This is a genomic window from Bacillus sp. NPDC094064 (assembly GCF_050279585.1).
GTDB lineage: Bacteria > Bacillota > Bacilli > Bacillales > Bacillaceae_G > Bacillus_A.
Genome location: NZ_JBNNUI010000008.1, coordinates 125,298 through 139,711 on the forward strand (window position 1 = coordinate 125,298; position 14,414 = coordinate 139,711).

At 34.1% G+C, this 14,414-nt stretch carries 12 protein-coding genes, 2 pseudogenes and 1 riboswitch; of the genes and pseudogenes, 3 read left to right on the forward strand and 11 right to left on the reverse strand.

The annotated features are described in order from the left end of the window. Window positions 1-487: 487 nt before the first annotated feature. Window positions 488-2,866 carry a discoidin domain-containing protein gene (locus tag ACQKNI_RS18825; protein ID WP_427282608.1) on the reverse strand — a complete coding sequence of 793 codons (2,379 nt, stop codon included), beginning with the start codon at window positions 2,864-2,866 and terminating at the stop codon, window positions 488-490. Window positions 2,867-2,989: 123 nt separating this feature from the next. Continuing rightward, window positions 2,990-3,078: riboswitch (cyclic di-GMP riboswitch) on the reverse strand. A gap of 210 nt (window positions 3,079-3,288) precedes the next feature. Continuing rightward, window positions 3,289-3,984, reverse strand: coding sequence for an ETX/MTX2 family pore-forming toxin (locus ACQKNI_RS18830; protein ID WP_427282609.1), 696 nt, complete (start codon window positions 3,982-3,984; stop codon window positions 3,289-3,291). On the opposite strand from ACQKNI_RS18830, the pseudogene ACQKNI_RS18835 reads away from it, so the two are divergent. Continuing rightward, a pseudogene (locus tag ACQKNI_RS18835) lies at window positions 3,958-4,164 on the forward strand (DDE-type integrase/transposase/recombinase); the annotation flags it as partial. The gene ACQKNI_RS18830 and the pseudogene ACQKNI_RS18835 overlap by 27 nt on opposite strands. A gap of 377 nt (window positions 4,165-4,541) precedes the next feature. On the opposite strand, the gene ACQKNI_RS18840 reads toward ACQKNI_RS18835, so the two are convergent. The 4 genes from ACQKNI_RS18840 to ACQKNI_RS18855 all read right to left on the reverse strand — a co-directional run bounded on the left by ACQKNI_RS18840 (window position 4,542) and on the right by ACQKNI_RS18855 (window position 8,887). Continuing rightward, window positions 4,542-5,666: an NlpC/P60 family protein gene (locus ACQKNI_RS18840; protein ID WP_427282610.1), complete on the reverse strand. Its 1,125-nt coding sequence runs from the start codon at window positions 5,664-5,666 to the stop codon at window positions 4,542-4,544. Window positions 5,667-5,710: 44 nt separating this feature from the next. After that, window positions 5,711-6,778 carry a 3D domain-containing protein gene (locus tag ACQKNI_RS18845; protein WP_427282611.1) on the reverse strand — a complete coding sequence of 356 codons (1,068 nt, stop codon included), beginning with the start codon at window positions 6,776-6,778 and terminating at the stop codon, window positions 5,711-5,713. 515 nt (window positions 6,779-7,293) lie between these two features. Next, window positions 7,294-7,644, reverse strand: coding sequence for a hypothetical protein (locus ACQKNI_RS18850; protein WP_427282612.1), 351 nt, complete (start codon window positions 7,642-7,644; stop codon window positions 7,294-7,296). A gap of 532 nt (window positions 7,645-8,176) precedes the next feature. Then, window positions 8,177-8,887: a DUF421 domain-containing protein gene (locus tag ACQKNI_RS18855; protein WP_427282613.1), complete on the reverse strand. Its 711-nt coding sequence runs from the start codon at window positions 8,885-8,887 to the stop codon at window positions 8,177-8,179. A 604-nt stretch (window positions 8,888-9,491) separates the two neighbouring features. Here ACQKNI_RS18855 and ACQKNI_RS18860 point away from each other — a divergent pair. After that, window positions 9,492-9,908, forward strand: coding sequence for a DUF1259 domain-containing protein (locus ACQKNI_RS18860; RefSeq protein ID WP_098252224.1), 417 nt, complete (start codon window positions 9,492-9,494; stop codon window positions 9,906-9,908). Between the two features lie 381 nt (window positions 9,909-10,289). Here ACQKNI_RS18860 and ACQKNI_RS18865 read toward each other — a convergent pair whose 3' ends face one another. After that, complete coding sequence (locus ACQKNI_RS18865; RefSeq protein ID WP_427282614.1) at window positions 10,290-10,802, reverse strand: ferritin; 513 nt, start codon at window positions 10,800-10,802, stop codon at window positions 10,290-10,292. A gap of 200 nt (window positions 10,803-11,002) precedes the next feature. Between ACQKNI_RS18865 and ACQKNI_RS18870 the strand changes: the two are divergent. Then, window positions 11,003-11,272, forward strand: a pseudogene (locus ACQKNI_RS18870) (IS4 family transposase); the annotation flags it as partial. A gap of 371 nt (window positions 11,273-11,643) precedes the next feature. Here ACQKNI_RS18870 and ACQKNI_RS18875 read toward each other — a convergent pair. From ACQKNI_RS18875 to ACQKNI_RS18890, 4 genes are all read right to left on the reverse strand, one after another. Continuing rightward, window positions 11,644-12,072, reverse strand: coding sequence for an SMI1/KNR4 family protein (locus ACQKNI_RS18875; RefSeq protein ID WP_088233105.1), 429 nt, complete (start codon window positions 12,070-12,072; stop codon window positions 11,644-11,646). Window positions 12,073-12,142: 70 nt separating this feature from the next. Beyond that, a complete protein-coding gene (locus ACQKNI_RS18880; RefSeq protein WP_427282615.1) occupies window positions 12,143-12,334 on the reverse strand; it encodes a hypothetical protein in 192 nt (63 codons plus the stop codon). Between the two features lie 391 nt (window positions 12,335-12,725). After that, window positions 12,726-13,043, reverse strand: coding sequence for a VOC family protein (locus tag ACQKNI_RS18885; protein ID WP_427282656.1), 318 nt, complete (start codon window positions 13,041-13,043; stop codon window positions 12,726-12,728). After that, window positions 12,994-14,205, reverse strand: a complete 1,212-nt coding sequence (locus ACQKNI_RS18890) for an MFS transporter (protein WP_427282616.1) — start codon at window positions 14,203-14,205, stop codon at window positions 12,994-12,996. Before ACQKNI_RS18890 ends, ACQKNI_RS18885 begins: the two co-directional genes overlap by 50 nt. Window positions 14,206-14,414: the final 209 nt, after the last annotated feature.

The following is a 14,414-nucleotide window of genomic DNA, read 5'->3' on the forward strand; positions in this document are numbered from 1 at the left end:
AAATTTTTAATGCGTAAATAGTAGAATTTTGTCGAATAAATCTAAAAATTATACCATTAATCATTAGTTCAACTAGCAATGTTATCCTAATAAAATTACTATTTAATCCCATTTATATTCAACCTTATTTAATTAATTATACTTATTATAAGTTAATATACACATTAAAAAGATAGTTAATTTAACTTGCAAGGAAAAATGCAATGCAATTTAATTATATTAAAATAATTCAATCGCATCCTGCATACTCATTACCTTTATTTGTATATGTAGAATTGCATACTATTTGGTGATTTGCCCCAGAAGTCTTTCATCAAATTACCGAAACCAAGGATGTTTCCAACTATATAGGAATAGTATCAGTACTAGTACTTCCGAATTCCGAAGTTCCATTGCATAAATCCTCTAGTTTTTGCACTAGAACAAAAAAGAGACCGTAGCGAAAGTATAAAATACTTTTGCTACAATCCCATTCATCTTCCAAATACTAATTATATAATTTTATTTCTGAAGCTGAAGCAAATCCACCGTGTCCTGATACAACTTCTAGCTTTACATACTGAGCATTTACTTTACTGAAACTTGTATTCTTTGTAAGATTATTATCTTTCCACGTTCCAGTAGTAACCTTTGTAAAGTTAACTCCATCTAGACTTGTGTAGATATTATAACTAGTTATGTTACCATTAGAGTTACTGTCTTGTCTTGGAACATAAGTTAATTGTGATATGCTAGTAACTTCATTAAGCTTTATGGTAATGTATGGAGCCTTATCACTGCCATTCCATAACGTATGCCACATTGTTGCACCGTTTCCATCGATTGCATTTACGGCACCATTATTAGCCGAAACTTCCTGACTTGAGACACCTGCAACTGATAAGTTTTTGTGCGGTATTAATCCCACTACAGCGGTATCAGTAAACTTTAAGTTAACAGCATCACTTGCTGGATTTGAACCAACAGCAAATTTTCTAACTGTTAATGTAACATTTCCTGTTAAATCCGGTAAATTAGGAGCAACTGGATTAAATTTTGTCCAATGTGAACCTTGGTCTATACTGAATTCCATCGTACCGTCTAGACCAAAAACTAAATTCTCATCATCATTTGAAGAAACTTTGACTTTGTTAGCCTTTCCAATTGGAATTAATAAGGGCTGCTCTGTTCCGATCACTCTTGTTAAAATGCCATCCGTTGAATTGATTGCTGAGATCTCTTCATTGCTCAGAAGCATATCATTGCTTGTAGCAGTTTTATACGTTTTTCCTCCATCAATACTGTATTCCGTATCGGGTTTAATTCCCATTAGTTTTCCTGCATTTGCTCCATCAAAACTAAAAGTAGCAAGGCCTAATCCTAAACTTGGCATTTGATCTTTAATTTTATTAGCTACTTGCTTTTGGTTTACATCCGTTATTGTGTTAAATACATTTAATATATTTAACGTATACTGTTGCAGTTTTGCTCTATCATTTGTGTTCAGAACATGGCTTCTAATTTGAGTAAGAAGATCCATCATCGGTCTTGGCTCATTAGCAAAAGAAGAAATAATACTACTTTTTAATTCTTGCCACTCAGCATCTGTTGCATTTGGATTTTGTAACATAAGAGAAACGTAATCTTTCCATACTAAAACATTAGTTGGTAAAAGTTTAGTAGCTATTTTATAAATTGCAATTTTCTTATCTGTGGAATTCATCGCTTTCGCTAACCAGCGTAATCGCTCTGATTTATCTAGTTTTACTGGGGTACGTTCAGCATCTTCAAATTGTAAGATGTAAGGTACTTGATTTCCCAAACTATTATTTGACCAAGGAATAACAGTTACATCATGACGGCCCGATTCACCCCATCCCGATATATCATTTCCTAAATTCCAAGAAAATGGTTTGTCATTCCATATGAGTGCACAATGCCCAGGTTGTGTAACAGGCATAGCGGCCACACCAAAGGCTTGACTTACTTGCACACCAAACTTCGAAATATTACCGCATACCCCGCCAAATCTGTAAATGGAAGAAAGATTCCAGCCTACACCGTAGAATGCATCATTCCCAGCTTGAATGCTAACTCCATCCTTGTTATTTGTTACATACTGAATCAAATATGCACTTTTTCCGATCTTATCTTGACTTTTAAGTTCTGGATGTTCCGTATTAATCATGTTTCTTGCCCAAGTTAAATCTTCTTCTGGTGACCAAGTATTCACTACTAATCTTAAATGCCAAACATCATATGTTCTAAAGACTGGGAGTAACTCATTATTTTGATCTGCTGTTTTATAATATTGGTACCTCTTTAATGGATCAATAGGTTTATTATTTGTCCAATATTTTATAGGTTCAGCATGAGCTAACGATGTAGCTATCGCTAATTTTAAATACAATCCTTCGTGAGAATCTGCATCCGTATTCCAGATTGTATTCCATATCTCAAGTGCATTTACTGAATTCTTTGCAGTTGGACTGCCACCTTCAAGAAACGTATTCATTACCCCTGTATTTTTCATAACCCAGTTAAGAAAGCTCTGATGGGCAGCATCTTTTTTAGCGAATGTATCCATTGCTGCAGCACCTGTTTGTGATATGAATTGCCACTGAGCCAAAGCAGCTGCAAATACTGGGTCTGTAAGTTTACTTTTCACATTCACTTCAGTGAGTTCCCCAACCTTTTCATTTAAATATGTAGTAAGATAACTCAAATGATCTTCAAAATTACCATTTGCAATTGCCTGATCTGTCTTTTCTTTCAATGTTTTTTGAGTCAACGACACCGTTTCAGCTGAAACTTTCGTATAAGGAATCGTAACAAAGCTCCCTGAAATAAGTGACATAGCTAATACTAAAGATAAAGTTTTTTTCAAAATAAGCCCCCCTATTTTTTGTTTTTAAACGCTTACCTTTGTGTCTATCCTCCCTCATATAAAATAATTCTCGGACCTGAAATGCCCCCGAAATTTTTAAGATTCGGAATTAATTTGACATTTTTCGACAAACGGCTGACAAAGTGAATGAAATACATCTTAGCCCTATAGCTTTGTGTCATTAGCTTTCACTGATTTCGCTTTTACCGAGATGAATCTTTCAGTTTTAATATACCAAAAGTCCAATTGTATTTATAGAATTTTGTAATTAATGTAACTATTTTTAAAAAGTTAATTAAGGTCCGACACACATGCCAATCAAGCTACCATTTTGAAGTGCCCCCAAAACCAAAATTCCCAAGAATCTTTGCTTCAAACAAAAGGTTCTTGGGAATTTTATAGTCTAATTTTCTAGTTTTTTCTTAAAGAGATTTATCTTGTGTTTTTGTTTCATATTTTTCATATGACATTGTTTGTTTTGGTTCATTTTGATCGAATGGAATAAATTCCGCTTGTACCGCTGTACTATAACCCATTTCTCCTGTATAGTCAAAAGTTACATTTTTCACTAAGACTTTTTTACCATTGTCATCAAAACTTAAATATGCTGGTAATGGTATATATGGTACATTTTTGAAAAGAGTATATATGTCTTTTGCAGTTAGAGTAACCTCTTCGGTATGAACTACATCATGCGCATTCCCACTTTTCTTAATTATAGGCAGTTTCAATTTTAGTTCAGCTAAAGCTGCATCAGTTTGGAATGCCCCCGAAAATTTTGCTTTTCCAACCCTCGTAAAATAATTCGTCGTTCCACCTGCGGCAGCAAGTACTTCTTGTGCCTTAAATATAACAGTCTCTTCATTAGTAACGGTATTTGTATCTGTATGTGAAAAATTAAATTCAGCACTAGCTTTAAATGATTGTTTAGCTGAAGCTACAAGAGCATCAACTTTAAATTCAGTGTTAGACTCAAATCCTAATTTAAACCCATATTGGTTTGTCGCAGTAACAGTATCTACACGTTTCATTTGTTTTTCTGTTGTAAACTGTTTTTGTGTAAGAGGTGTGTCATTCCTATAACTTAATAGCTCAATAATATCGTGGAACAGAATCATCTTTTTATAAAGAAGAGGGTTCGTTCCATGTTAGGATTGAAAGCATTTCGTACAGCAACCTTGATTTTGAGCGGTATCGAAGCCATGCATGTGATGAAAAAAGGGCAACTTCACCAAAGGGCGAAATCTGCCCAAAATGAGGTTAGAGTCATTCATAAGTTATTTGAATTAGCAGATTAATCTCAAAATTAACAGGAGATTGCTGTTCTATATCCCTATTAAGCTATTTTTGCACTAGAACCCGTTTTCAGTACTTATAATAAAATCCTTGTCATATTCAAGGGAGTTATCCTTAACGTACAGAATCTGCGAAATATTGGTGCTACCCCATGCCCATCAAGCTAAGATAGATTAATACCCCAAAACGATAAATTTGAGAAATATTTATATAAATCTAGTATGTATTATGTAGAGATTGCTTTTTTGTAGATTGGTTGTTATTTTGGATAACTATTTTTATCTACAGTCCCCCTATTGCGAAAAGAAAAAAGGAAACTCGTCTATAGAGTCCCTTTTTTCTCATTTGAACGTTCTTTTAACAGGATTAATAGAATTTATTAGATTCGTCCGTATCCAACAAAGTGCTGGCGATTATACGGTGAATTTAAATCTCGGATATCTACATGGTCCCCACCAGCATCAATCATTTTATTATCACCAATGTAAATTCCTATATGAGTAATATAAGGGCCCGGAGAATATGTTTTTGTGAAGAAAACTAAATCACCAGGTTGCGGGTTTGTAATCTTCTGTGATTTATCATAAAATCCCTGTGCTGTTGTTCTTGATACTGGGTATCCAGCGTGAGTATACACATAAGTAATGAAACCAGAGCAGTCAAAACTATTAGGACCATTGGCTCCCCATACATAAGGTTTATTTATATGTTTTTTAGCTTCATTAATAATTTTATCACTTTTACTATCTTGCAATTGACCATTATTACCAAATACATAAGTCTTTCTGTCTATAGTAGCTTGTCCCGTCACCATAGCACCACCATTATTACCATCGAAGTAGTACCATTTATCATTTTCTTGGAACCATCCTGTTTTCATGGCGCCGCCATCATTACCATCCAAGTAGTACCATTTATCCCCCACTTTTTCCCATCCTATTTTCATTGCTCCACCTTCATTTGGATTTAGGTAGTACCATTTTCCTTCTACCTGTACCCAACCTGTCTTCATAGCGGCGCCATCATTACCATCGAAGTAGTACCATTTATCCCCCACTTTTTCCCATCCTATTTTCGCGGCCCCACCCTCATTTGCATTTAAGTAATACCATTTTCCTTCTACCTGCACCCAACCTGTCTTCATTGAGCCATCTGTCGTTGGATCTAGATAATACCATTTCCCTTCTACCTTTTCCCAGCCTGTTTTCATTGCTCCACCTTCATTTGGATTTAGATAGAACCATTTTCCTTCTACTTGTGCCCAACCCACTTTCATCGCTCCACCGGCGTTTGGATCAAGGTAATACCATTTTCCTTCTAATGCAAGCCAGCCTGTTTTTTTGGTACCATTTTCATAGAAAAACCATTTTCCGTTTTCCTCTTGTACCCAACCACTTTGTTGAGCTGCCTGTGTATTTTGAGTTGCTTCAGCTGAACTCAAAATCGGCTGAATACTTAATCCCAAAATAGTTGCTAATGTAATTGCTGCAATTTGTTTTTTCATAATCTTAATAACCTCCTAGATTTATAAATAGATATATTGATGAATTAGTTTTTAGGTAATACATATATTTTAACTGTTTTTCTTCCCCAATTACTTGATTCCTGTTTTGAAGGAATAAATACATCTATTTTATTACCTCTAATAGCGTCACCTGTATCTCTGGCTTCAGCTATTCCATAATCCTCGACGTAAACTTTTGATCCAAGTGGAATAACTGAAGGATCCACAGCAATAACTTTCAAGTCAGGATTAGCAGTTAAATCATCTCCCATTTTTGTATATACATGTTGTCCAGGTTTAGAACCATTTTCTTCTGGATCATTTGAATATGCTGTTGACGTCACTGTTAATTCACGAGTATTTATCCATTGACCATTTTCCTGAAAGTAATTCATTTTTCCATTAATTCTAGTCCAACCATTCACCATAACACCACCGGCATCTAAGTAATACCATTGATCATTCTCTTGAAACCAGCCTGTCTTCATGGCGGCGCCATCACTACCATCGAAGTAATACCATTTTCCTTCTACCTGCACCCAACCTATTTTCGCGGCTCCACCTTCATTTGCATTTAGATAGTACCATTTTCCATTATCTTTGAACCAGCCTGTCTTCATAGCGGCACCATCGTTACCATCGAAGTAGTACCATTTTCCTTCTACCTGCACCCAACCTATTTTCGCGGCTCCACCTTCATTTGCATTTAAGTAGAACCATTTCCCATTATCTTGAAACCAACCTATCTTCATTGAGCCATCTGTCGTTGGATCTAGATAATACCATTTTCCTTCTACTTTTTCCCATCCCGTTTTCATTGCTCCACCTTCATTTGGATTTAGGTAGAACCATTTTCCTTCTACTTGTGCCCAGCCTATTTTCATCGCTCCACCTTCATTTGGATCAAGGTAATACCATTTTCCGTTTAATGCAAGCCAGCCTGTTTTTTTGGCACCATTTTCATAGAAAAACCATTTTCTGTTTTCCTCTTGTACCCAACCACTTTGTTGAGCTGCTCGTGTATTTTGAGCTGTTTCTGCTGAACTTACAATTGGCTGAATGCTTAGGCCAAGAGAAGTCACTAAAGTAAATACTGCAATTTGTTTTTTCATGTTCCCACCTATTCTGTATATTTCTATACTAATAATTCAATTGAAACTATACTAATTTTACATTATATTGAAAGGTGAAAAATATTCTTATAATAATAAATTGTTAAATTTTAGGAGCGAACTAATGGTTTTTCAAGATTTTAGTAAAATTATTAAGAAAGCTAGAATTAAAAAAAATTGTACATTTTCACATGAAGATGCCAATTTTCTCGTTTTGAAGGTATTTGTATTTCTTAACTTGATAGCGATGTGGCGGGTCCTCTAGATCAACATCTCCAAAACAAAGGGACATGCAGAATTAAAAAGAACAGACTTTTCTTTTTGGAAAGGTCTGTTCAAAAATAAATAAATTCAAGTACTTACCATCCAAGCCAAACAGTGCCTTGGTGCCATGAACCATCTGTATTTACTAGAGTTACAACATAGTTTCCTGCTTTTATAGGACCAAAGTAATTATAAACATAATTACCATCACTCGTTGGCCCTCCTGTTACATTATGGGTTACGGTGTTTCCTTATGATAAACTTTTTACTACAACTTTAAAATTAAAATTTTTATTATTTTGAATAGCTACTCCAATAGCTCCGTTGTCTGCTACAGATACAGTTTTTTTCACTTGAATTGATGTAGAAAAATTATAACTACCGGAATATCCCCAATCAAATGCTGCAGCTGCTTTTTCTCCAATAAGATTATTTTTATCAGAAAGATTTGGTACAAATGGTCTTTCGACTTCATTTGTATTTTCAACTATACTTTCAATTCTATCTGAAATAGGTTTTACTGTATCAGCTGATGCTGCACCAATCCCCCCAGTTAATGCAATACCTGTTGCTAATGCTCCGACTACTAATTTCTTGAACATAAATAATCCCCCTTTAATAGTTTTGTAACTCATACCTCAAATGCATAATTTTTTACAAAAAGAAAATATTTAGATTTTATAGAAATATCAGTTTAGTTATTAGAAATATTCATTCTTAAATTTATCAAAGTTTACACTCATAAATTACTGTAAAATAATAAAACTTCCATTTTGGGGATACTTGAAATTACTAGCTTGATAATAATGGGGTACCGCCACATGTCCAACAAGCTAATATTTTGAAATGCCCCCAAAGTGAAAATTTCATCTTTTCATAGGTGTCCATAAGAATTGAACCCATTTTTTTCGTTTTGGGGTAATTCTGAATTCTTAAGTTGATGGGCATGGTGCGGTACCCCATGTCCATCAACTCAAGAAATTTTAATAACTCCAAGTATCAAAAGGTGTTATTTTTTTCTAACAAGCTAGATTAGAAAGGAAGACGTTTTCTTATGAATCATTCAAGATGAACTACAACCATTTGCGGAAGGATTACAACGATATGTTCACCTGTGTTTTTAGAAGAAATAGCCTATTCTTGGTCCATTGGGGAAGTAATGTTATCTTTATATGTATCAATGTAGATATTTCCATTTGCAGCAAGTACAGCATACGTAACATCTTTGTAGCGAAGTTTACGTTTTTTTAGTTCACATTGTAATTCTAACTCCGTCTGATTGTTTTGCCTTAGGTTTTCTGTCATAATTTCTCCATCCATAATTAGTTCGATGGGGAGTTTACACTCTGTTTTTGTTGGTATATTTAAATCTTGTTTTGTAACAGTACGATATTCAGGTTTTTTCAGAACAGATATTTTACCATTTGTTTCAACTACGACATAAAGAACTTCTTCAATGTTAAAAATGCCATTCTCTCTTAATTGTTGGTTTAAGTAATCTAGAGAATAGCGCATTTTTCGCATATTATTTTCTAAAATTTTTCCGTTTTCAATAATGACTGTTGGATTTCCAGCAAATACTTTTCTGCCTATTCGACTTTTCATGGATATATAACTAACCATTAAAATGATAAATACTAAAATAAGAAAAGCGATAACTGCATGATGAGTTTTTACATTTAAATTAAATGCCAAATTTGCAATAATACTTCCGATAGAGATAGCACCAATAAAATCAAAGGTATTCATTTCAGCGATAATTTGCTTTCCTAATATTTTAGCTCCGATAAATAAAATCGAGAAAGATAACAGTGTTCTCAAAATAATCTCTATATGTTCAGACACAAGTAACTCCTCCTGTTGGGATTGCGTGTTCGTATTATAATAATTTATTTAAGGATAGTATGTATCATTGTAAAAGAATTTATTATGTTCAATAGCATTAAATAGTTCATGTAGATGAATGAATCTCGGTTCTGTTGCCAAGTTTCTCAAGAGATAAAAAGAGACATGAATGTAAGAAGAAATATAATGATGTTGAATGTTTTGATACAGAGTACATTTTTTGAAATCGAATATGAATTATCAAAAAGAGATTGGATTCCCTTAAAGAGTATTAACTAGATAAATATGAATTGATTTAAATTACCGGGATATGTTTTCTACCTACAAAATCCTGTATCACTCTCACCTATCCAGAAAATCATAACTTTTTAAACTGGTGATTTTTTTGAGGAAAAACAATCATGTACCGACAGTTATTAATATTTTAAGAACGTCCCTAAAATATATTTTTGGTGTTTTTAAATTAAATAAGAAGTGAATATGATGTGCATTGTTTTCTTATTATCTAAATAAAAGTTTCTTAAATTACTTATATAAAAGCTAATGGACGAGTATTAATACTTATGAAGTAACTTTTATCTGATAAGAAAGGGGCATCAGATTTATGAACAACCTTAATTTCCTTTGTGAACAATTTGCTAAAATTCTTAATGGAAAAAGCAACATAAATCAGGGTGTTTGTTCTGTCTCCTTGCGTCGTAATATTAAAGTGTTTGTTCAAGGACGACCAAGCACCTCAGTGATACCGGTTGGGATCTCTTTTGAATCGTTAGATCAAAATGGAGATGCGTTGAACTTTGGAGAAATCGCTATTTTACAAGAAGAAATTCCTTTATTTATGCAATCAATTGTTCAACAAGGGATTATTGTTAGCGCCTTACATAATCATTGGTTATATATGAAACCATTGATTATGTATATTCATATCCAATCTGTTGAACCACCATTGAGTTTTGCAAAAAAATTGGCAAATTCCTTTTTGGTTTTAAGTAGCTATCCAATTACTGACAACGGGAGCTAATGTTAAGTAGATCATATTTATTCATTTCCTATATTGAGAATCATGTGAACAAAAAATACCCTCCAGCTAAGCGATCTGGAAAGCATTTTTATGAATTTCTAGATACATTGAATTCTGATAACAGGAATTATATAAATGAGCTGTCCATATGGACGACTTATTGTATTTTTTGCTTAGCGTGGGGGTTTTCCGAAATGCTGGCGGTATCTCATCGCTATCAAGCTAAGATTTTGAAATATCCCCAAAACGAAAAAATGTTATTCTCTCTGTAGAAATATGCAGAAAGAATAGCGTTTTTTTGACTTCTTCTGTTCAATGTGCATGCTATATTTACGCATGAAGTTTGAGTCATTTCCAATATTCAAAAGAAAGATTTGATTTTTATCCGTTTGCTCCTGCTGCTCCACCTTTCTTCCTTTGCCCCAACTCTTGATCTAATAACAATAAAGCAGCTGGATTATCCGTTGCTATTTTTAACCTTTCTACAATGGTTAAGTTTTGATTTTCCTCTTCAATTTGTTCCCTTAAAAAATCTAGAATAATAATCAGGGTTTGAGAATCTACTTGAATAATATAATCATAAGCTCGCCGATATGCGTTTGTTACAAAACGTTCATGTTCTAACGCCTTCTCAAAAGTTTCTAGTGGTGTTCCATAATCTGTAGGTTGTGTTGGTATTGCAAGTATTTGTACGATTCCATCTTTTCCTGCTAAGTAATCAATAAGCTTTAACATATGCGTTCGCTCCTCGTCCGACTGAAGCTTTAACCAATGTGCCATACCAGTATAGTTTTTACGATTCGCATCGGCAGACATAGCTAAATAAATGGAAGACGATAAATTTTCGAGTTGAATTAAATCATTAAGCAGCTTTTGAACTTGTTCCTTAATCATTTGAATCACACCTTTTAGTTATTTGTCACAAAGTATCTTATGAAACTATTTTTTATACGGTTAATAACTAAGGTTACTATTTGATTAGGTATCCCCTTAGTCCTTAGGGACTCAGCTAATATCGCTATAAAGCTACGGATTTGCACGCAAAAAAACGTTATCCTTTCTGTAGAATCATAGGAAAGGATGGCGTTTTTTGTATGTCTATTTCTGTATCTGATGAATTACAACTATTTGCTCAAGAGTTTCAAAGCTTTTTATCTCCAAATATCTTACGAGATCTTGCTAGAGATGTTGGTTTCGTGCAACAAACCATTAAATACCAAGCAAAAGATTTAGTCGCTTTATGTGTATGGATGAGTCAAAATATCGCTACTACTTCTTTAACTCAATTATCTAGCTGTTTGGAAGCATCAACAAAAGTGCCCATCAGTCCTGAGGGATTAAATCAACGATTTAATCAAGCGGCTTAATTCAAAAAAATGAAACCCGTTAAGGTTTATTTCGTATGCAAATCTTTAAATTCCATACACGTAGCCTTAAAAAAAAGAAACAACCTCTACTATGATTGACATTGTATGAGCTTAGCTTGATGGATATGGGGTAGCACCACATGCCCATCAACTTAAGAAAACAAATCCACCCCAAAACGAAAAAAATTAGCTGAGTTCTCATAAGTAAATGTAGAGATATAGGGTACCGCCAGCATTTTGGAAAAAATCACGCTAAGCAAAAAAGAAAATAAGCCATCCATATGGACAGCTCCTTTACATAATTCTCGAAAGCGGAAGTAATTCTACTTGTATCTTTCGAAAGGAGTTGTGTTGTGGTTTGTTATATATTATTCCCACCACTCATTTTCAATTGCATTTTCAATTCCTTCTAATAAGTGTTCGTAAAAGTTGTCTGCTTCTGGATAGATACCTTTTTCATGGGCACTCCAGTTTACAACAGGACATTCATTGTTCATCATTTTTCCCGTATCTAAACAATAGGAATACTCATCGCAATGCTCAATAATAATATATCCTTTTGGAATGTTAAAGGACTTAAATCTGTCATGATAATACAAAATATCGTTGCAGCCGTTCACATATACACCATTACCTCCGCCGCCATATTCCTTTAGAAACCATCGATAACTGTCTGGAATCTTTACGTTCAGTCTCTCTTCAACTTCTTGAATGGCTTCTTCTTTCTCTTTATAGAAATATTTCCTTAAATCCTTGAATTCAAGCAATTCTCTAATTTTACTGCGATACAACTCCATTTATGTTCCCTTCCTTTTTTTCATCTCAACAGCAAACCCCTCCCCATTTGGAAAGAGGCACGATCCGTTCTCAATATCTTTTCTTTTTAAGTAAGTAAATCCCTGTTAGACTAACTCCTGCTGCAATGACAATCATAATAATAGAAATGCTTAGAGAAACAGCATGATTCGGAATCAAATTAGCAATATTTGCCCAGAGTATTGCAAGACTCCCTAACCAAGCTAATCCGATGAGATAAGTCCAACCTGTTCTTTTTGTCATGATTCATTCCCCTCTTTTTTTCTCATTGTACCATTTGAAAGAACCTATTTGTTTAGATTTTTCGATGTATAATGAGGCTTTTTATTTGTGTAAAATCATAAAGAAAAGACACCCTCACAAGTGCCCGTCTCCGACTTGATAACCACTTTAATTTTAATAAGGGATCCCACCACATAGCCATTAACCTAAGATTTTGATGCCCACCACAACGATAAAAATAAACTTGGTTGCCATAAAAAACATAATGTTTTCATTCTGAAAGCATTATAGAAGCTTAATCTAATGATTATATAGCAGGTACTGATTATTAAAGAAAAAATCATCCTCTTTATTGTAGGATGATTTTTCGGAAATAAATTATATCCTTTATGTCAATTAGTTAATGGAGTAACTAAATTTCTTGAATCATTTCCACTCTGTTTCCGAATGGATCTCTAAACTCAAAACGTTCAAAGCCAGGTATAGGTACCCCTTCAATTATCTGAATGTCATTTTGTTCTAACACATTTCTCCAGTACGATATATCCTCTACTTGATAAGCTATATGGACTTTTGTTTTTAATCGGTCAAAACCATCCTCTGTACCTATATGTACTTCTCTATCTCTGACTTTTAACCAAAATCCTTCACGCTCCTTTAGTGATTCGGGCTTTTCTTTCTCAGGTAGACTGAGAATTTCGCAATAAAATTTTTTTTGCTCTATATAAATTAATCGCTCCTAAAGCTACAGCGATTCCAACAATCTGTAATGCTAGCTGATAACTATCCAATATATTTACTAATAAACCGAATAAAGTAGGTGCGATGACAATAAATAGTTGATTTAATGTCAAGGCTGAACTCACTGTTAAGCCTATATAACCGGGATCAGATTGCTCTGTGACACAAGCAATAAAAATAGAATACCAACCAATAGCTACAACCCCTAATAAAAAACAGAATAGTGGCATAAATATTTTGTTTTCTATATGAATGATTAGTGGAAAAATCACTGTAAATATTACTGTAACAACCATCACAATAAGCAATAATCTTTCTCTATAATTCTCGAAGAATTGATCACTCATCCATGCAATGACTACCCGTCCAACCATCCCACCTATTAATACGAGGCTTAAATATTTCCCTGCCTCTGTTAGCGAATAGCTACCTTCTTGATGCAAATAACTCATAAAATGTGCAATGATAATCATCTGTAATGACATCATCACAACACCTACAATGTACATCGGATACAATTCTTTATTATTTTTAATAGTATTCATTTTCTGCTTAAACGATACCGTTGTCGATTCTGTAGCACAGGTTCTTTCTGGCTCACTATAAAATAATAAAAAAAGTAGACCTCCTATAATTGCTACTCCCCCTTGTACAACATGCGTGACCGACAAATTGAAATGATAATATGTAAAGGATAAAATAACAGACGCTAAAGCCCCCCCTAGTGGTATACCTGTCTGTCTTATTCCAAGAGCTAGACCTCTATGTTTGTTGGGGAACCATTTTACGATAGCAGTACTACCACCAGTTTGAGCACTGCCATACCATATCCCAACCCATAATAGTAAAAGAAGCAATACCATATAATTGTTAACAAAAACCAGCGTTAATGCTGAGACCCCTAATAAAATTGTACCCCATCCAATAATTTGTTTTTCCCCTTTTTTATCCATTAAGTAACCAAACACTAGCATCGAACACATCGGACCAATATTTACAGCTGAAACAATAAAGCCTGTTTGCAGTGGTGTTAAGTTCCATTCAATTTGATAGAATGTAGCGATAGGTCCCATGCCATATGTCACAAAGGTTGCTGCAGTTTGTGATAGCGTAGCCACCAATACGATTAACCATTTATAATATGTGTTCATTTATGTCCCTCCATTAGCTTGCTATTACACATACGTATTCCTTCCATTTTATTTCGGCTAGGGATCTTTTTTATAGAGAGAGTAGTCACATAATCTATTATTAGGTTGTAGCATCATCTCGACTCCTTACTTATTAAGCTAACTAGAGTTTACTCTGCCTACTGAGAAGCGTAAAATGAAGGAAAATGATAGGAACCATAAATTTTTTT